The sequence below is a fragment of the Bradyrhizobium sp. LMTR 3 genome (assembly GCF_001693485.1).
GTDB lineage: Bacteria > Pseudomonadota > Alphaproteobacteria > Rhizobiales > Xanthobacteraceae > Bradyrhizobium.
In genome coordinates, this window is record NZ_MAXC01000046.1 from 419,422 (window position 1) to 436,410 (window position 16,989).

The following is a 16,989-nucleotide window of genomic DNA, read 5'->3' on the forward strand; positions in this document are numbered from 1 at the left end:
GCTTGTCCTCCTGCCGGCAGAGGGGACAAACGACAGTTGGAACTCGGGCAGAGTACGATCACTCTGCCCCAGAGACACTCTGCCCCAAGCACGGGACAACTTGTTCCACTGGGGCTTCGATCCTAGATAGCGGACGGTGTCTTCGATTTTGGATGGCCGCATGATCATGAAGATCTTGCTGCTGCTCGCTCTGTCCATGGTTGTCGTCGCGCGGGAGGCGGCGGCACAGGAAGTACAATGCGACCGCGAACGCGCGGCCATGGTTGAAGCTATCAGAGCCTACGCCCGCCGTTCCCAAGCCGGTGTTTTGGGACAACAGGGCCTCTCCGAGAGAGTTCTCGAGGCCATGGGGCGAACGAAACGCCATCTGTTCATCCCTGAGCGGTCGTGCTCCATCGCATACGCGGACAGGCCGGCTTCGATCGGCCACGGCCAGACCATATCGCAGCCGTTCATCGTGGCCTTGATGACAGAGTTGGCCGGGGTCGCGCCGGATCATGTCGTGCTCGAGGTCGGTACGGGGTCGGGCTATCAGGCCGCCATCCTTGCGCATCTGGCGCGCAAGGTCTGCACCATCGAGATCGTCCCGTCATTGGCCGAGGCAGCCGCGAAAACACTCAAAGAGCTCGCATATGACAATGTGAGCGTCAGGCCGGGCGATGGTTATGCCGGCTGGCCGGAATGCGGTCCTTTTGATGGCATCGTCGTAACCGCGGCACTTGGCGAGGTGCCGCCGCCGCTGATCGAGCAGCTTAAAGTGGGTGGCCGGCTCGTCATGCCGGTGGGGTCCGCCTATACCAGTCAGCAACTCACGGTCGTCGAGAAAGTCGCCCCCGACAAGACGACGACGCGGGCCGTTGCCCCCGTGCGCTTTGTGCCCTTTACGCGTTCAAAAGATTAAGAGCCGGTACGGCGGCTCAGATAGAAAAAGCAGGGAGGAGGCCTTGAGCAGTGCAAGGTTAAAACATTACGGCTGGGGCCGCGAAGACGAAGGCATGACTGCTGAGGAGCAGGCCTTTGTGCTCGGCCGTTACAGCGAAAAATTTGCGCGCGATGCGTTCGAGACAAAAATCGTCCCGCGCCTAGAGGACCTGACATTGCGCGCGCCGCGCGTGGCGCCACCGGCCTCGCTTGCCGCTTTTTGCACGAGCGACCGATACGACCGCGCCGCGCACGCCTACGGCAAATCCTATCCGGACTACGTGCGAGCCATGCTCGGCGACTACGATAGCGCGCCCGACGTGGTCGCCTATCCAAGGAGCGAAGCAGAGATTGCCGCCGTCATGGACTGGGCCGGTAGTGTCAGCGCGTCGCTTACGCCGTTCGGGGGAGGCTCGAGCGTGTGCGGCGGTGTCGAGCCGCGCGTTGACGGTATCCGCTACAAGGCGGCCGTCACGCTGGACTTGCGCAATCTCGGCAAGGTCGTCGAGGTGGATCAGATATCGCGCGCCGCACTGATCGAAGGCGGTGCCTTTGGTCCATCTCTGGAGAACCAGCTTAAGCCGCATGGCGTCACGCTGCGTCATTTTCCGCAGAGCTTCGAGTATTCAACCCTTGGCGGCTGGATCGCGACGCGGTCGGGCGGTCATTTCGCCAGCCTCTACACCCACATCGACGATTTCGTTGAAAGCCTGCGCGTCGTGACGCCGCGCGGCATAATGGCAACGCGTCGCCTGCCCGGATCGGGTGCCGGACCGAGCCCCGACCGCTTGTTCATAGGCTCCGAAGGAACGCTCGGCGTGATTTCGCGCGCCTGGATGCGATTGCAGCCACGTCCGAAATTCCGTGCCGGCGCATCGGTTCGTTTCCATTCGTTCTTCGGTGCAGCCCGTGCGCTGCGCGCGATCGCACAGGCCGGTCTCTATCCATCGAACTGCCGCATCCTTGACGCGCAAGAGGCATTCAACACCGGGGCTGCCGACGGCAGCGTCGCGATCATGGTGCTCGGCTTTGAATCCGGAGACCATGCGCCGGATGCCTGGATGGCACGCGCGCTCGAATGCTGCGCCGACCATGGCGGGATACCGGAGGCAGCAAAGGCCGGCGATGCGCATCTCGAAGGCGCGGCAGGAATCTGGCGCAACGCGTTCATTCGTATGCCCTATGCGCGCGAGTTTCTGACCCCGGCCGGCATCATCAACGACACTTTCGAGACCGCCATCACCTGGGATCGGTTCGAAAGCTTCCACGACAAGGTGAAGACGGCGACGGAGCATGCGATCCTCCAGGCGACCGGCGTAAAAGGCGAGGTCACATGCCGCTTCACCCATGTTTATCCTGATGGCCCCGCGCCATACTTTTCTTTCCATGCACTCGGCCGCCACGGTGCTCTTCTAGAACAGTGGCAGGCGATCAAGAATGCGGCCAGCGATGCGCTGATTGAAGCGGGCGGGACGATCACGCATCATCACGCTGTCGGCCGTGATCATCGTCCCTGGTACGATCATCAGCGCCCGGAGCTTTTCGCGGCCGCGCTTCGGGCAGCAAAAAGAGAGCTCGATCCGCAAGGCATGCTGAACCCTGGAGTGCTCATCGATCCGTAAGCCTGATCGACGCGGCAATTGGGTTGCCTCGCTGAAGACGTGGTATTCGGACTTCCCTTTACTGATGTGGCCGCCGAATCGTGAGGCCATCCTTTCCTGCGATACAAGCCTCGGCGCCAACGGGGGCCTTCTCGGCCGACATGTCGATCGACTGCACCCAGCGGCTTGCAATGATCGCGATGGCGCAGAGCGCATAAAAGCACACCCCCAGCGCATAGGTCTTGGCGATGCCGAACTGGATCGACGACGCCACACCCAGCACAGACGCGAACATCGACGTAATTCCGTTGGTGCTCCAGAAGAACGGCAGCAGTTCATGATGACGGCGCCAGACGCCGAGGCCGAGCGGAAACATCATCCCCATGCAGAATGCGGGAGGAGCCAGCAGCAGGACAGACACCAGAATACGCATGTCGGTTGACAGCGACCGCGCCCAGGTGGTGACGAGCGGCGTCAGTAACCCCGCCACGACGAGCGTGGTGAGAAGGGCGGCAATCCTGAAGACGGTGACGCGTGATCGGGAGGAGGTATCGGCACCGATCGTGGCGCTGCCAATCCCGCTAAAGAGAAGAATTGTGAATAGCACGACGCTCAGCCCGTAAACGGGATGCCCGAGAAAGACCATCAGGCGCTGCATCTGCGATATCTCGATCAGCATGAAGCCCATCCCGATCGCGCTGAAATAGGCCACGGGCGGCGTCAGTGTCGCCACTGGCATCCGCGTCGCAAGACGGAGGAAGGGCAGCACGATGTAATATCCGCAAGCGCAGAGCGCTACGACGATGAGCAAGCCGGTGATGCCGATCGCGACATTGTTGCTCATGACGTCCCAACTATGGATGCTCACGAAATCGCTGAAGCGCGACGTATAGAAGAAGAACGGATTGTCGTCCGTCGAAGCAGCGATGTTTTCCGGCTGCGAATCGAAGAAGGCCTGGTCTGCCTTGTCGGACAGCAATGTCGAGGTGACGGCATCGAAGGTGAAGTCCGGCCCCAACAATATCTTGAAGCCCTGCGCCTGAAGTCTCTCGCGCGCGCCTTGCCATTCTGCGTCGCTGAACGCGTCAGGCCGGGTAATCACCGTCACGATGTTGCCGACGTTGACCGCGACGACGTGATGCCGCAGTTCCCCCGCCGACACTCCCTTGCGCTGCAGCGCGCTCGCGGCAATCGCAATCAGCCGGTATAGCTCGCCACGGTGCTTCTCGGCACCGTACCAGCGTGATACCGACAACAGCCCGCCAGGCTTGAGCGCCCGGTAAAAATCATCCCACGCCTCCACGGTATAGAGACGATTTTCGGTGAGCGTCAGGCCACCGGCCACCGTCGCCGCCCAGGTGTCGATGAGCGAAATCTGCACCAGGTCGTACCGCTCGGACGAGTGGTTGATGTAGCTTCGCGCTTCGGCATTGACCAAGGATACGCCGGGCTGGCGATCGAGATGGCCGGAGAAGTCGGCGAATTTGTCGGTGAGCACTTCGAAGATCGCCGGGTTGATCTCAATTGCGCGAATCCGGCTGGCGCCGAAGAGCAGACCGGAAAGGATGTCACGTCCGCCGCCGACGCCAACGACAGCGACGTCGGCCGCCGGCTGCACGAGGTAGGCTGCATTGATGACATCATCCTTCAGGTAGGCGAGCTTTCCGATGTCACCATCATATCTGGTGATGACCGTGCCTGCATCGGCATCGATGTCGAGGTGGTGCTGGTCGACCCGGGCATCAGGAGTGCGGACCAGACCCCAGCCAATCGGGACCTTCTCGGCCAATTCGCGCACCCTTACCCGCGAATAGGTATTCCAGCGTTCGAACAGCGTGCCGGTCTGCTCAGCGCCCTTGGCCCAGAACACACCGAGATGGCTTCGACCGGTCAGGTCAAGGCCGGAGTGCACGGTGGCCGCGGCGGCCAGCGTTAGCGCGACAGCCCCGCTCAAACGCACACTACGGACGTTATCGCTGGTTCGCACCACGATCCAGCCAACGCCGGCAGCAAAGGCTCCGATCCATAGCGTGGCGCTTACGGGGTCAATCATCAGCAGTATGAAGATCACCCCGAGACATCCAACTGCGGCGCCCAGGAGATCGGCCGCATAGAGCCACCCGCCGCGATAGGGCAAGCGCGTGAGCAACAGCGTGATGCAAACCCCGCCTTCCGTGAACGGAGCCACGAAGGCGATGGTCGCCAGCGCCAGAGCGAGAGGCACATTTTCTGCAGATACGACGAGCGGCACGCACAGGAAGACGATCATTGCGCCAACGCTGCTGAGTGCGAACCATGACGCGTGGCGGGCGAATTCGATTCCGACCCGCTCGGCGGCATAACGGGCGGGCTTGCCGTAGACCTGCATCGCCCCGCGGGTGAGCCCCAGCATGGCAAGTGAAATGGCCGCGAATGCGAAATGATAATGGAGCATAACGCTGAAGAAGCGCGTTATCAGGATCTGGTAGGAAAGCGTCGCGAACGCAAGCACGAAGATTGCCAGATAATAGCGACCGGGAATCTTGGATATGGATTGCAATACGCTGCCCTCTTGGTGGGACCCTGACGGGCTCTATTGGGTGCGCTTTGACCAACTCGCGCTACACGCGATCGCCGGATAACTTCCTAACAACTGGTTGATACGCCCGCACAGACTAAGTTCATGTTCAGGCTCTGATTGTAGCAGGCGGCTACCCGAGCCTGCAGGATTGGGTTCCACCGTCAGACACAACACCATCTGTCACCTGAGCACTATACCGTCAGACGAGTTCGAGCGCATCAAGCAAACCATGCGAGATTGGTGGATCGCGGCTCCGGTCGCGAGTATTTTTAGCGATCAACCAATCCAAATTCTACGAGCAAACAAGGCGGTGTTCATGAACAAGGACGCGCCGAAGAGTCCCAGCACTCCTGCCAAAAGCCACTTCGCTCGCAATCCTAAACCAGCCAACGTCACAAACAGGGGAAATGAAACGAGATTAAATCGACTCATTGAGACGAAGCCTGCTGGCCCACCGCTGAGTGTTAGATATGGCAGCAACAGGACTGCCATGGCGAACAGCGTCCAGCTTGCGCGCAGTCGAGACCAGCCCAGAACAATCAGGGTAATGAACAATAATGTAAACCAGCTAGCTTGTCCCCATGGATTCCAATCATTGAGCATCATTCGTGTGAACGGCTCAAGCTTTAGGGCCGCAATCAATCTAGTCACTAGCGTCGTTCCTTGATGGAATGCCATCTGTCCATCTGCAAAAGCAAACGGAGCTCCGAAAGCGCTCCAGAGGTAGATCATGAATAGCCAGATGCCCGACGTCGCAAGCAGGACGCAAGGCACGAGGACAGGAAGGAACTTCGTCTGATCGCGATTGGCCCACATCTCCCAAAGAAGGACAGGCAATAGGACAACGCCCGTCGATCGGGTGGAGACCGCCAAGCCTGCAAGCAGCGCTGCCGACAAGTAGTATTTTCGTTTCAAAGCAAGAAAAAACGAGACGATTAGCAGCAGTGCCAGGGGCTCGGTATACCCGGCCGATAGCAAGACCGAAGCGGGAAAAAAGCTGAGCAGCGCGGTTGTGGCGAGGGCCAGTTGATCACCAAATTCCTCGCGAACCAGCTTGAAAAGAAGGACAATCGCGAGCAATCCCGCGACGTTCGATACCAACAGCAATGCATCCGCAGGCGTGAGACCGCTAATCGTCGCCAGGCCCCGTGCGAGCATCGGATACAGCGGGTAAAAAACGATGTTCTGTTGAACAGTCGGATCGCCGTTATACTGATAGCCATCGGTGACGATCTTGAAATACCATTCCGAATCCCATTGCAGCAATTGGTGGTACCAGATCGGTCCCGCAGACCAGACATCGGCCCTCCCGATGGTCAGATATTTTTGCGAGAATACCAGTCCGAGTGCGACCACCACCCGCGAACAAAAGAATATCAAAATGGCCAAACAATAGGGAAGCCAGGAAGGATTTCTCCAGATCGGATAGCGCATCTCCATGTCCATACTGTCGCTCGGTAGGAGCCCAAGATCAATCGTCCCAGGGTACCGCTTTGACATTTGGCGGGCATGACGCGGCAGACCTCCGAACGCCCTGCGTTGAGATGGATCTCGGCCGGCCTGAAGATCTGCATCGACTCTCGGAGGACGCGGGCTGTGGCAACCATGATGTCTGCTTCTGTGAAGGTTTTCGCACGCCGGCCCCGGAGTGCGCGGCACCGTCCGTCATGGGCCGGCATCCCAAAACCTTCACAACGGCGGACCTCCTTCCGTTCACGAGGAACAATCGCGGTCTGCCGTCCATTGTCCGAGGCGCTTGCAACCTTGCATCGGCTGGGCCGACACGCTCAGGGATCTGCCCAGCAGCGGCGCCGTACCGGCGAAGCGGCGCATCGCGACTTCAAACCGGTTCGGGCAAGACGTCATCTTGTTTGGATGCGACGGCGGTCAGGCTGATCGGCCCAGAGGATGAGCTTTCGTGACTGATACGAAGAAATGGCCCGCAAGAAGGAAAGTCCGGCACTCTGCACACGAACTTGGGATTTTGCTCGGACGTCAAACAGTCGTCCTCCGTCACGAGGCGCGAAACAGCCATACGATCTCCACAGTACATCAAATCAAGGGGGGTGGTCGAAGCCGAGGTATTCCGCAACACGAAGACGAGCAGCCAGCCTATCCGCACTGCGGCTCTACGAAGATACAGTCCCTTCGATGTAGCGTAGTCTTCATCGCCCTCGGCCGATGAGCCTTTCGAGATTTCCGGAACGGCCCCGCGGGAAACGGCGTGCATCGCATCGTACATGTAACGCTCCTGCTTCGTCGAGCGTGCGCACGATGGGGGCGGGATGTCGCAGAACTTTGCCGACGACCGCCGGAAATTGTCGCGATCTGTCTCAGGAATGCTGCTTTGCATAGTTCGCGACAGTTGCGGCCGAGGTAATGGTCATTCCTGTCATCCGCTCTTGAATGACCTTGCTCTCAATGCCGCCTCTTAAGTTGTATCAAGCCTGAGCAGGCATACCAGTTTGCGACAAATTGCGACAAAGATGGCTCACCGGGACAACGTTCTGCGACAGCTTGTGCCTAAATTGTTTCGGCCAGATCGGGGAATCATGCACATGAGGCCGGTTCCCGCTCGGATCGGCAGGCATCGGCATCGGGATCCTGCGATCCCGATCCGATGCCGCGACGCTGTCAGTGAAGCCAGCCACAAGCATTTGATTTCGGTCGATCATACGCGGCCGATACATTCTGTTACACTTTTTCGATGGGTTGGGTGCGGGACTTCAGTATGATCCCGGACGGAGCAAACTAGATGGACTCGGCACCTCACATCGCCGTAGTGGATGATCATCGCGATATTCGCGATCTGGTCGGCAAATACTTGATGCAGCATGGCTACCGCATCAGCCTTGCGGAGAACGCCGTCGCACTCCGCCGCTTGCTCGAACGAAATGCTCTGGACCTGGTGGTTCTTGACGTCATGATGCCGGGCGAGGACGGACTGTCCCTCTGCCGCCATCTGCGCAGCACCACGGACCTTCCCGTTATCCTGTTGACTGCGATGGCTGAGGAGACCGATCGAATCGTCGGCCTGGAAGTAGGTGCCGATGACTACGTGAGCAAACCATTCAATCCCCGTGAACTTCTCGCCCGTATCAAAGCAGTGCTTCGACGAGTCCAAAGCCTGCCGCCGCAAAAGGGCCGGCTTGCGACGAAGGTCGTACGCTTTGATCGATGGACCTTCGACGTCAACCGGCGCGAGTTGACGGGCGACGACGGCGTTGCTGTGCCGCTCAGCACGGCGGAATTCCGCCTGTTGTGTGCATTTCTCGATCATCCCGGCCTGGTACTCAGCCGCAATCAGCTTCTCGACCTGACGGTCGGCCGGGATGCCGATCCATTCGACCGGAGCATCGACAATCAGGTCAGCCGCTTGCGGAAAAAGATCGAGGCCGATCCGAAAGTACCGGCCTTGATCAAGACTCACTGGGGCGGTGGATACAGCCTCGCTGCCCAGGTCGAGCAGCCATGATGAGCTTGTGGAAGCGTAGTCTTGCGGCCCGTTTCATCTGTTTCACGCTGCTGTCTTTAGTGCTGTCGCAAGCAATCGTGTTCTTCATTTCGTGGGATGAGCACGGGCAGGCGATTCGGAAGGCCGCGAAAGGCGAGATATTGAGCCGGTGCGCCTCGCTCGCCCGGGTCCTGGAGGCGATGCCTCCGGCGCTGCAGAGCGATATCCTTAATGCCAGCAACACCAGTTCAGCGAGATATTGGATATCGACCAACGGTCTGAAGGATGCGTCCGCGTGGCGAGAGGAAGCATGGGAGCGCTTGGCGCAGCCATTGCCGCGCGTGACCTTTCCCGGCCACAGCGTGCCCGCCGAGGTGCGACCGGATTTCGCCCGAAACACTGCCAGCAGCAGCAGCGCCACCTCCTCACATTGGATCGACCTAAGGCCGGAAGCCTGGCCGCTGTCCCGACCAGCAAAATTTCTTTATCTCGATGACGCCACCGGCATGGGCTTGGCCGTTCAGTTGGCAAACGGCGCATGGCTGAACACAGCATTTGCCAAGCCCGCGCAAGATGGATTCTGGACCTCCAAATCCACCTTGGCACTCGGCCTCTCCGCGTTGTCGTTGTCGATCATTGCCGTATTCGCCGCTCGAGGCATCGCGCAACCATTGCGCCGCCTGGCGGTAGCGGCCGAAGCCTTCGGCCGTGGTCAGGAGATCGTACCGCTGCCGGAAACCGGCCCCGACGATATCCGGCGCACCGCCGAGGCATTCAATCGCATGCAAGAGCGCCTACACCGTTTCGTCGACGACCGCACCAGAATGCTGGCCGCCATCGGCCACGATCTGCGCACACCTCTGACCTCGCTCCGTTTGCGTGCGGAATTTGTGCCCGACGAGGACGTCCGCGAGAAAATGCTCTCCACAATTAGCGAGATCCAGACGATGACAGAGGCGACTCTGGCATTCGCTCGCGAAGATGCAACCGCAGAAAGCACGCGGACCGTGGACCTCTCGGCTCTCGTGGAAAGTCTCTGCGATGATCTCGCTGAACTTGGTTATGACATCTCCTTTTCTGAAGGGCAGAAGATCAGCTATAGCTGCCGACCAGATGCACTGCGCCGTGCGTGCCGCAACCTCGTCGAAAATGCTATCCGGTATGGCGAGCGAGCGCGCGTCAGCGTGGAAAGGCAAGCGGATAGTGTCGAAATCACCGTTTCGGACGACGGCCCCGGTATTCCAGACAGTGCCAAAGAGCAGGTTTTTACGCCGTTCTTCCGGATTGAGAATTCGCGGAACCGCGAAACAGGAGGCGTGGGTCTCGGCCTTTCCATTGCCCGGACCATTGTCCGCCACCACGGCGGCGATATCGTCTTGAGCAACAAGCAGAAGGGGCTACAGGCGACCATTAGCCTGCCAGCGCTGGACGGCGGGCCGCCGCCTCCCATCAGCCGCCCGGTCGCAGCAGCGAAGGACGTTACCAGCGCTCTCGAAAAGGCAGGGCCTTCGCCGGTGGCCACGCCAACGGCTGCCATTCATTGATCTGAGGTGACGCAAAGATAACTGACTTCGAAGGTCAAATTTGTGCAGCGCGTTGGTGGTGCGGCAGGCGGGTGCAATGGGGAACTCGCTACTCACGGATGAGTTTATTTCCGGGTTCACCAGACCTTCAATCCGGAGGGAAGCCATGGAGCATCTCCGCTATCCGAACGAAACCGCCGAGTACCGTGCTGCCAGAAACGCGCTTCTAGACGACGAGATCGCGCTTCGTGCCCACATTGAAGCCGTGGCAGCCAAGCGCCGCGCCTTGCCGCTCGGCGGCAAAGTACCGGAAGACTATGTATTCGAGCGGATCGGCAAGAATGCAGCGCCTGAGAAGGTCAGGATGTCCGAGCTGTTCGGTCCGCATGACACGCTCATTCTGTACAGCTTCATGTATGGACCCGAGCGGGAGCTGCCATGTCCCGGCTGCACGCACCTGCTTGATGGGCTCGACGGTGCGGCAAGACACATCGGTCAGCGAGCTGCACTTTACATCGTCGCGAAATCCCCAATCGCACGTCTCGCCGCGTGGGCTCATGAGCGCGGCTGGGATCATCTGTCGTTTGTGTCTACGGCGGGCAATAGCTACGACGCGGATTATTTTGGCGACACGTCGAAGTTTCCCAAGGGCGTGCGTGCGCAGCATCGCGTTCCGGACGGCGAGAACTGGGACGAAACGATCTTCAACGTGTTCAAGAAGAGTGGCGGCGCAATCCGTCACTTCTGGGGTTCAGAGATGAGCTTCGCACCAACCGAACCCAATCAACATCATCGCGCCGGAGATCAGGTCGACCCCGTGTGGGGTCTGCTCGATATGACGCCCGAAGGGCGTGGAGACTTTTTCCCCAAGGTAAAGTACGATTGACCCTTGGATCGACGGTGAGTGACCGAGGGAGCGGCACGATGTCGGCGGCACCAGAAGTCAAGTCCGCAGGCGCGGACAACCGGGCAAGCGCGATCAGCACCATTGTGCTCGGCTTTGCGGCCGACCCGATGGCGCGTTTTGCCTGGCCCGATCCGTCCGTATACCTCAGAACAATGCCTCGGATGGTCAATGCTTTCGGCGGCCGTGCTTTCGAGCTTGGCACAGCCTACATCACCGAAGGGGCCCGTGCTGCCGCCCTATGGCTGCCACCAGGCGTCGAGCCGGACGAAGCAGAAATGGACGCCATCATGGAGGAGTCCCTGAGCCCGGAGATATCAGGGGATATCGGGGCCATCATGAAAGGAATGGCCGAACATCATCCGCATGAGCCGCATTGGTATCTGCCTCTTATCGCCGCCGATCCGAAATGGATCGGGCAGGGGCTCGGCTCGTTGCTGATGAAACATGCGCTTCGACGATGCGACGAGGAAGGCATCGCGGCCTACCTCGAAAGCTCGAACCCGCGTAACATTTCGCTCTATGAACGCCACGGCTTCAAGATCACCGGCAGAATCCAAAGCGGCTCTTCGCCAGTAGTGACGCCGATGCTGCGGCCGGCATCCTGAACGTTCGACACGCTCGGGCAATCACCGTGCATCTCAGGAATAAGCGCACTCGCGCTATTCCCATTGGCGCGCTGCTGCCGTCCTTATTTCGCGGCTCGGAAAATGGCGGTTGCGGATACCATCATTCGGTCGGCCGGCCCCGAACGCCCGAATTTTGTTAAGTGCGCCAATCTGTCCCTCTTTCGCGCGTGGCAGAGGCCGAACGATGCGATACCCTCGTTGAAAAATCAGGGAGGGATATGCCAGTGAAATTCAATCGCCGTCACTTCATCGCCGCCGGTACGGCTGCCGCCGCAGCGCCTTTCCTCGTGCGTGGCGCCTCCGGGCAAGCCGCGTGGCCGTCGCGGAATATCCGCATGGTCTGCAGCTACCCGGCGGGCGGGCAGACGGATCTGCTCGCGCGCGCCTTCGGCGACTACATTTCCAAGCAGGTCGGGCAGACGGTCGTCATCGAAAACAAGGCGGGCGCCTCCGGCTCGATCGGTGCGGCGGAAGTCGCGCGTGCGGCGCCGGATGGCCACACCATCCTGTGCTCGATTTCGACCACCTATGTGATGAACCGGGTCATGATGAAGAACCCCGGCTACGACATGGACAGAGACCTGACGCTCGTCAGCATCATTCCGGGCGCCGGGCTGCTGCTGGTCGCGAGTCTCGCGTCCGGCGTCAAAACGCTGGACGATTTCGTCGCGTTCGCACGCAAGAAGGGCCAGGTGAACTTCGGCACCTATAGCGCGGGCTCGGCCCCTCACATGACGATCAACGAACTCAACAAGCAGTATGGCCTCAAGATAGAACCGATCCACTACCGGGGCGAAGCGCCGATGTGGACGGGTCTGATGGACGGCACGCTTGACGTCGCGATGGGCAGCTACACGGCCGCTCAACCCGTCCTGCAAGGCAACCACGGCGTGGTGTTCGCGGTGCATTCGAAGAAGGTAGCTGCAATCCCGAGCGTCAAGACCCTTCCCGAACAAGGCGCGACATCGAAGTTCTTCACCGTGAGCGGCTTCACCGGCTGGGCATTGCCGAAGGCGACGCCGCAACCGATCGTCGATCGGCTCTCCGAACTCTGCGTGGCGGCCAATAGCGATCCAAAAGTGAAGGAAGTTCTCGCCACGTTCGTGCTCGAGCCGGCGCTTGGCGTCAAGGAAAGCAATGCTCTGTATCAGCGCGAATTGCCGACCTGGATCGAGACCGCGCAGGCCCTCGGCCTGGAGCCGGCGTAGTGGAAGTAGGGTTAGCTAACCTACGGGCCTGTGTGAGGTGAGCACATCGGTTAGGCTCCCTCCCCCCCTTGCGGGGGAGGGTTGGGGAGAGGGGTATGCCCCGGGCGAGATGAGTCGATGTGCGCACCGCCTTCTCAATTCAATCTCGGTCGCCCGTTGTGACGCCCACATCGAGAGAGCACGTCGTGCGGCACCCCTCTCCCTAACCCTCTCCCGCAAGGGGGGAGGGAACCCCGCCGCTGGTGCGTCCCTCACAGTATTGCAAGCAGTGGCCAATTAGACGCGCTGGTTTCGCTCCGCTCTACCGATCCTGCGCCCTCTCACTTCATCCCCGTACAACTCGCATAGAACGTCGTCGTCGCCGGCCAGTCCGAGAACATCCCGCGGATGCCGACCTGCTTGGCGAGCACGTCCAGCACCGTCAGCGTATCGCCGTCGCGGTCGATCGCGCTCCTGATCGACTTGTGATAGAAGCCGCCGCCCTTGTGCAGCGGGCCGTCGCGTTCCAGCGACCAGCCGATCAGGTCGAGGCCGGCGGCCTTGGCGGCTTTGGCGTATTCGGACGGAACGATTTCTTGTCTGTCGTTCAGCGTCAGCATGGTCCAGATCGGCGGGCCGAGGATCGCGACGCCTTGTGACTTCAATTCCGCCATCGACGGTTTCCACGTCTCCGGCTTATTGGGATCGAGACCCTGCTTTTCGTAGCGCTCTTCAAGATAGACCGCCTGTTTCGCGAATTCCGGTTCGGTCTTCACCCAGTGGAGCACGTCGGCGAGATTGAAGCTTTGCGCAAAGACATCGCTCGGCGGAATGCCGGCCTTCTTGTAGGCGTCCAGCATCTGCGAGGCGTATTTCTCCTGGGTGTAATCGCCGTCGAACGGCATCGGCACCTCGGGTGCCTTGAGCTCAGGCGTGAACTTGGCGGCGAGACTTTTGATCAGCGCGATGCTCTCGTCGTGCGTCATCAGCGTGCCCGAATTGGCGTAGAGGTCGGTGCGCCAGCGCGGCGTGCCGTTCTGATATTCCTCAGGCGTCTTCGCGTCGGGATTGAAGCCGTCCATTTTCGCGCGCAGCCGCCGGAATTCGGCGAGCGTGATGTCTGACGTGCAGCACTTTGCGGAGGCCTTCTTGCCGGTCGCGGAATCAGCCGGGCTGAAAGCTTGCGTACATTTTGCGGCAAGCTCCGGCACGGTCAGAATGTTGGTGGTGGTGTGCAGGTCGCACTGCGAATGGCGGCACACGAGCTGGCGGTCTTTCGTAAACGTCACGTCGCATTCGATGATGCCGGCGCCCATCCGGGCGGCGGCGATATAGGACTCCCTGGTATGCTCGGGAAATTCCAGCGCGGCACCGCGGTGGCCGATGGAAAAATCGGTCTTGCGAAACGGTCCGGTGCACTGGCTGAGTTGTTGCTTCAGCGGCCCGTTCTTCATCTTGTCGACGAGGTAGAACGGCCGTGGCCCGATCTGCGGCTCGCGCGGCAGCAGGATGTCCTCGGCCCCGGCGGGAACGATCGCGGTCAGCAGCCAGAGCGCTGAGAGGAGGGCGGAGCGATGGCGGACGGGCATGGGTGGCACCTCGGATAACGCATTGCGCGCAGCCTTGATATCACGGAGCATGTGACAGTTGCATGTTGAAGGGATGTAGGGTGGGCAAAGCGCAGCGTGCCCACCATCTCTCCAACAGCCGTGAAAGAAATGGTGGGCACGGCGCTGCGCGCCTTTGCCCACCCTATAAGAGATAAACGCAGGGAGAATGAAATGCCCGCAGCCTTTTTCGTCGTCCGCGCCACCGTGACCGATCCGGCCAAGCGAGCGGCCTTCGACACCTGGTATTCGCGCGAGCATCTGCCGGATGCGATGAAATCGTTCGGCGCGGTGAAGGCGTGGCGCTACTGGAGCGCGACCGATCCATCGCTGCACGAGGCCATGTACCAGTTCACGGACCAGACCGCACTCGATCGCGCCATCGAAGGACCGGATATGAAGCGCCTGGTCGCCGATTTCAACCGCGATTGGCCCGACGTGACGCGGACGCGCGAGGTGCTGGTGCTGGCGGAAGAGCTTGTGGCGTGAGAGGGCGAAGCTTCAGCGAGGGCAATCGTTACACCTGCGCTCGACAGAGAAATGCCGCAGCAATGACGAAAGTTCCTCAGCGTACAACGCCGCGCGGAGAATAAATTTACGTCGGCTTCGATTACGACAAAGCTGAACACGCAGTTCACCGCGCGTTCATCTCGGCACCTCGAAACTCTCTTTCTCGCACACAGCAAACGGAGGAAGGGATGTGATGGAACGCCGCCACTTTCTGAAGCTCGCCTTTGGATTTGCCGCGGGCGGTGTCGCGCTCGCAGCGAGCGCGGAGGCCGCGCCGCTGATGCCGGCACCGCTCGCCGATGATGACAAATTGCCCGCCAACAAGGATGCGCAGCCCGCCGTCACGTCGCGCGATGAGGTCGATCGTCTCACACCTGAAGAAGTGGGCTGGGGCCGCGGCCGTCGTCGCGGCTGGGGCCGAAGGCATTGGGGCTGGCGCCGCAGGCACTGGGGCTGGCATCGCCGCCGTCGTTGGCGCCGCCGCTACTGGCGCCGTCGTCGTTACTACTGGTAAAACTTCGCCGCGGATTGTTTAGAGATGCAATAAAAAAAGCCCCGCGCGAGCGGGGCTTTTGTCATGCTTGGGAATTCTCAGTAAGCGCGGCAGCGTCCGTAGCGCCACACGGTGCCGTAGGGGCACACGCGGCCGGGCCGCACCACGACGGTCCGAGCTGGAGGCCGCACCACGACGACCGGGGCCGCCGGCCGAACAACGACGGCCCGGCGAATGGGCTGGCAACGGCCATAGGGGCCACGAGCCCAGCCGGGGCCGCATCCTTGGGCCGCTTCGGCGGCGCCAAAGCTGGCAACGGTGCCCAGGGCCAAAACTGCTGCGAAAAGGTACTTCATGTTTTCTCCCGTTCTTGGCCGCAAGGCGGCGCGTTCGCAACCTAGTCACGACACCTGAATGGAACATGAATGTCGTGATTTGCAGCGTCGTGATTTGTCACGTCGTGATTTGTCATGGGGCTACGGCCAAAAATCCGAGCACCAACTCATCATATTTCGCCTGCGCTTCCAAGAAGACCAGGTGTCCGGTGTTCGGAATCACCTCGGCCCGGCCGCGGGCCATCTTGGCGGCGAGCGCCTTGGCCAGCTCGGCGTTCTGCCCCATCTTCGGGCGCAGCGCCTCCGGCGCATTGGCTTTTCCCGGCGCGTTATGATCGTCGGCACCCATCACGAACAGCGTCGGCTGCGTGATCAGCGGGATCTCGTGCACGACAGGCTCGCGATAGATCATCTGGGCGGAACTGACGAACGCGCGCAGCCAGCGCAAATATTCGGCGCTGCCCTTGATGTTGAAGCGCGCATCGATGAAGGGCGTCACCTGTTCGGGCGGCAGTTTGAGGGCGTAGTTGGTTTCGAGCTGTTTGCGATAGGCGTCGGCTGTGAGTTTATCTTCGTTCTCCAAAATCTTTTCGGTCGGCGTCGGCGGGACATAGAGCCGGTAATCCTCCAGGCCGATCGGAGCGGTCAGCACCAGATGCGCGATCCGGCCGGGGTAGGCACGTGCGATCCGCACGGCGAGCATGCTGCCGAGCGAATGGGCTACGATGTCGGCCCTGGCGATTTGCAAGTGATCGAGCAACGCGATCGTGTTGCGCGCCAGCGTATCGAAATGCAAATCGCCTTGCGGCTTCGATGATTTTCCGAAGCCGATCTGGTCCGGCACGACCACGCGGTAACCCGCATCGCTCAAGGTCTTGATGACCGGCGCCCAGTAGCTCGATGGAAAATTACGGCCGTGCAGCAGCACCACGCTGCGTCCATTGGGCTGCGCGGGAGCTACGTCCATATAGGCCATCCGCACCGGCTCGCCGTCGTTGACCAGCGGCAGCAGATGGACCGGGTAGGGATAGGCAAAACCTTCGAGTGCTATGCCGTAGGGTTCGCGCGTGGCCGGTCGTTCGGTTTCCGCCGCGGCCGCAGCCAATAACGGCATCGCGGAGAAGGCGACTGCAACAGCACCGATGCATATCCGTCGCATGCAAAACTCCTGTCCTCGAGACAGGGGCGTATTGGTGCCGACCTCGCGCGCTGTAAAGACTTTGCATTTCACGTTTTGGCGAGAGCACGAGTTAGTTAACCCTCAG

The 16,989-nt window shown here is 60.5% G+C and carries 15 protein-coding genes; 9 read left to right on the plus strand and 6 right to left on the minus strand.

Annotation, left to right across the window (positions count from 1 at the left end):
• Positions 1-160: 160 nt before the first annotated feature.
• Both LMTR3_RS28190 and LMTR3_RS28195 read left to right on the plus strand, forming a co-directional pair.
• Positions 161-901, plus strand: coding sequence for a protein-L-isoaspartate(D-aspartate) O-methyltransferase (locus LMTR3_RS28190; RefSeq protein ID WP_245320015.1), 741 nt, complete (start codon positions 161-163; stop codon positions 899-901).
• Between the two features lie 94 nt (positions 902-995).
• Complete coding sequence (locus tag LMTR3_RS28195) at positions 996-2,543, plus strand: FAD-binding oxidoreductase (protein WP_176722010.1); 1,548 nt, start codon at positions 996-998, stop codon at positions 2,541-2,543.
• A 58-nt stretch (positions 2,544-2,601) separates the two neighbouring features.
• On the opposite strand, the gene LMTR3_RS28200 is transcribed toward LMTR3_RS28195, so the two are convergent.
• The 3 genes from LMTR3_RS28200 to LMTR3_RS28210 all read right to left on the minus strand — a co-directional run bounded on the left by LMTR3_RS28200 (position 2,602) and on the right by LMTR3_RS28210 (position 7,324).
• Positions 2,602-5,061 carry a spermidine synthase family protein gene (locus tag LMTR3_RS28200; protein WP_245320016.1) on the minus strand — a complete coding sequence of 820 codons (2,460 nt, stop codon included), beginning with the start codon at positions 5,059-5,061 and terminating at the stop codon, positions 2,602-2,604.
• Positions 5,062-5,358: 297 nt separating this feature from the next.
• Positions 5,359-6,516 (minus strand): mannosyltransferase family protein, encoded by a 1,158-nt coding sequence (locus LMTR3_RS28205; RefSeq protein WP_176722007.1) that lies wholly within the window; start codon positions 6,514-6,516, stop codon positions 5,359-5,361.
• A gap of 406 nt (positions 6,517-6,922) precedes the next feature.
• A complete protein-coding gene (locus LMTR3_RS28210) occupies positions 6,923-7,324 on the minus strand; it encodes a hypothetical protein (protein WP_141686842.1) in 402 nt (133 codons plus the stop codon).
• A 513-nt stretch (positions 7,325-7,837) separates the two neighbouring features.
• Between LMTR3_RS28210 and LMTR3_RS28215 the strand changes: the two genes are divergently transcribed.
• The 5 genes from LMTR3_RS28215 to LMTR3_RS28235 all read left to right on the plus strand — a co-directional run bounded on the left by LMTR3_RS28215 (position 7,838) and on the right by LMTR3_RS28235 (position 12,800).
• Entirely contained in the window at positions 7,838-8,557 is a 720-nt protein-coding gene (locus tag LMTR3_RS28215) for a response regulator (protein ID WP_065748201.1), read from the plus strand.
• Complete coding sequence (locus LMTR3_RS28220; protein WP_065748202.1) at positions 8,554-10,080, plus strand: sensor histidine kinase; 1,527 nt, start codon at positions 8,554-8,556, stop codon at positions 10,078-10,080. The genes LMTR3_RS28215 and LMTR3_RS28220 overlap by 4 nt, the downstream gene beginning before the upstream one ends.
• Positions 10,081-10,225: 145 nt before the next feature.
• A complete protein-coding gene (locus LMTR3_RS28225; protein WP_065748203.1) occupies positions 10,226-10,945 on the plus strand; it encodes a DUF899 family protein in 720 nt (239 codons plus the stop codon).
• 38 nt (positions 10,946-10,983) lie between these two features.
• The gene (locus LMTR3_RS28230; protein ID WP_065748204.1) at positions 10,984-11,571 is read left to right on the plus strand and encodes a GNAT family N-acetyltransferase; all 588 of its coding nucleotides are present in this window, start codon (positions 10,984-10,986) and stop codon (positions 11,569-11,571) included.
• A gap of 239 nt (positions 11,572-11,810) precedes the next feature.
• Complete coding sequence (locus LMTR3_RS28235; protein WP_065748205.1) at positions 11,811-12,800, plus strand: Bug family tripartite tricarboxylate transporter substrate binding protein; 990 nt, start codon at positions 11,811-11,813, stop codon at positions 12,798-12,800.
• Between the two features lie 320 nt (positions 12,801-13,120).
• Here LMTR3_RS28235 and LMTR3_RS28240 read toward each other — a convergent pair whose 3' ends face one another.
• A complete protein-coding gene (locus tag LMTR3_RS28240) occupies positions 13,121-14,368 on the minus strand; it encodes a glycerophosphodiester phosphodiesterase family protein (RefSeq protein ID WP_065748272.1) in 1,248 nt (415 codons plus the stop codon).
• Between the two features lie 192 nt (positions 14,369-14,560).
• Here LMTR3_RS28240 and LMTR3_RS28245 point away from each other — a divergent pair, with 192 nt between their 5' ends.
• Both LMTR3_RS28245 and LMTR3_RS28250 read left to right on the plus strand, forming a co-directional pair.
• The gene (locus LMTR3_RS28245) at positions 14,561-14,875 is read left to right on the plus strand and encodes a hypothetical protein (protein ID WP_065748206.1); all 315 of its coding nucleotides are present in this window, start codon (positions 14,561-14,563) and stop codon (positions 14,873-14,875) included.
• Between the two features lie 214 nt (positions 14,876-15,089).
• Complete coding sequence (locus tag LMTR3_RS28250) at positions 15,090-15,410, plus strand: twin-arginine translocation signal domain-containing protein (protein ID WP_065748207.1); 321 nt, start codon at positions 15,090-15,092, stop codon at positions 15,408-15,410.
• A 77-nt stretch (positions 15,411-15,487) separates the two neighbouring features.
• Here LMTR3_RS28250 and LMTR3_RS39495 read toward each other — a convergent pair whose 3' ends face one another.
• Complete coding sequence (locus LMTR3_RS39495) at positions 15,488-15,745, minus strand: GCG_CRPN prefix-to-repeats domain-containing protein (protein ID WP_084029851.1); 258 nt, start codon at positions 15,743-15,745, stop codon at positions 15,488-15,490.
• A 112-nt stretch (positions 15,746-15,857) separates the two neighbouring features.
• Positions 15,858-16,883 carry an alpha/beta fold hydrolase gene (locus tag LMTR3_RS28255; RefSeq protein ID WP_065748208.1) on the minus strand — a complete coding sequence of 342 codons (1,026 nt, stop codon included), beginning with the start codon at positions 16,881-16,883 and terminating at the stop codon, positions 15,858-15,860.
• Positions 16,884-16,989: the final 106 nt, after the last annotated feature.

Bases quoted from the DNA above. Each gene is read 5' to 3' on its own strand.
- LMTR3_RS28255 (WP_065748208.1), bottom strand. From the start codon at position 16,883: ATGCGACGGATATGCATCGGTGCTGTTGCAGTCGCCTTCTCCGCGATG.
- LMTR3_RS28190 (WP_245320015.1), top strand. From the start codon at position 161: ATGATCATGAAGATCTTGCTGCTGCTCGCTCTGTCCATGGTTGTCGTC.
- LMTR3_RS28230 (WP_065748204.1), top strand. From the start codon at position 10,984: ATGTCGGCGGCACCAGAAGTCAAGTCCGCAGGCGCGGACAACCGGGCA.
- LMTR3_RS28220 (WP_065748202.1), top strand. From the start codon at position 8,554: ATGATGAGCTTGTGGAAGCGTAGTCTTGCGGCCCGTTTCATCTGTTTC.
- LMTR3_RS28235 (WP_065748205.1), top strand. From the start codon at position 11,811: ATGCCAGTGAAATTCAATCGCCGTCACTTCATCGCCGCCGGTACGGCT.
- LMTR3_RS28195 (WP_176722010.1), top strand. From the start codon at position 996: ATGACTGCTGAGGAGCAGGCCTTTGTGCTCGGCCGTTACAGCGAAAAA.
- LMTR3_RS28250 (WP_065748207.1), top strand. From the start codon at position 15,090: ATGGAACGCCGCCACTTTCTGAAGCTCGCCTTTGGATTTGCCGCGGGC.
- LMTR3_RS28205 (WP_176722007.1), bottom strand. From the start codon at position 6,516: ATGCGCTATCCGATCTGGAGAAATCCTTCCTGGCTTCCCTATTGTTTG.
- LMTR3_RS28215 (WP_065748201.1), top strand. From the start codon at position 7,838: ATGGACTCGGCACCTCACATCGCCGTAGTGGATGATCATCGCGATATT.
- LMTR3_RS28245 (WP_065748206.1), top strand. From the start codon at position 14,561: ATGCCCGCAGCCTTTTTCGTCGTCCGCGCCACCGTGACCGATCCGGCC.
- LMTR3_RS28210 (WP_141686842.1), bottom strand. From the start codon at position 7,324: ATGTACGATGCGATGCACGCCGTTTCCCGCGGGGCCGTTCCGGAAATC.
- LMTR3_RS39495 (WP_084029851.1), bottom strand. From the start codon at position 15,745: ATGAAGTACCTTTTCGCAGCAGTTTTGGCCCTGGGCACCGTTGCCAGC.
- LMTR3_RS28225 (WP_065748203.1), top strand. From the start codon at position 10,226: ATGGAGCATCTCCGCTATCCGAACGAAACCGCCGAGTACCGTGCTGCC.
- LMTR3_RS28240 (WP_065748272.1), bottom strand. From the start codon at position 14,368: ATGCCCGTCCGCCATCGCTCCGCCCTCCTCTCAGCGCTCTGGCTGCTG.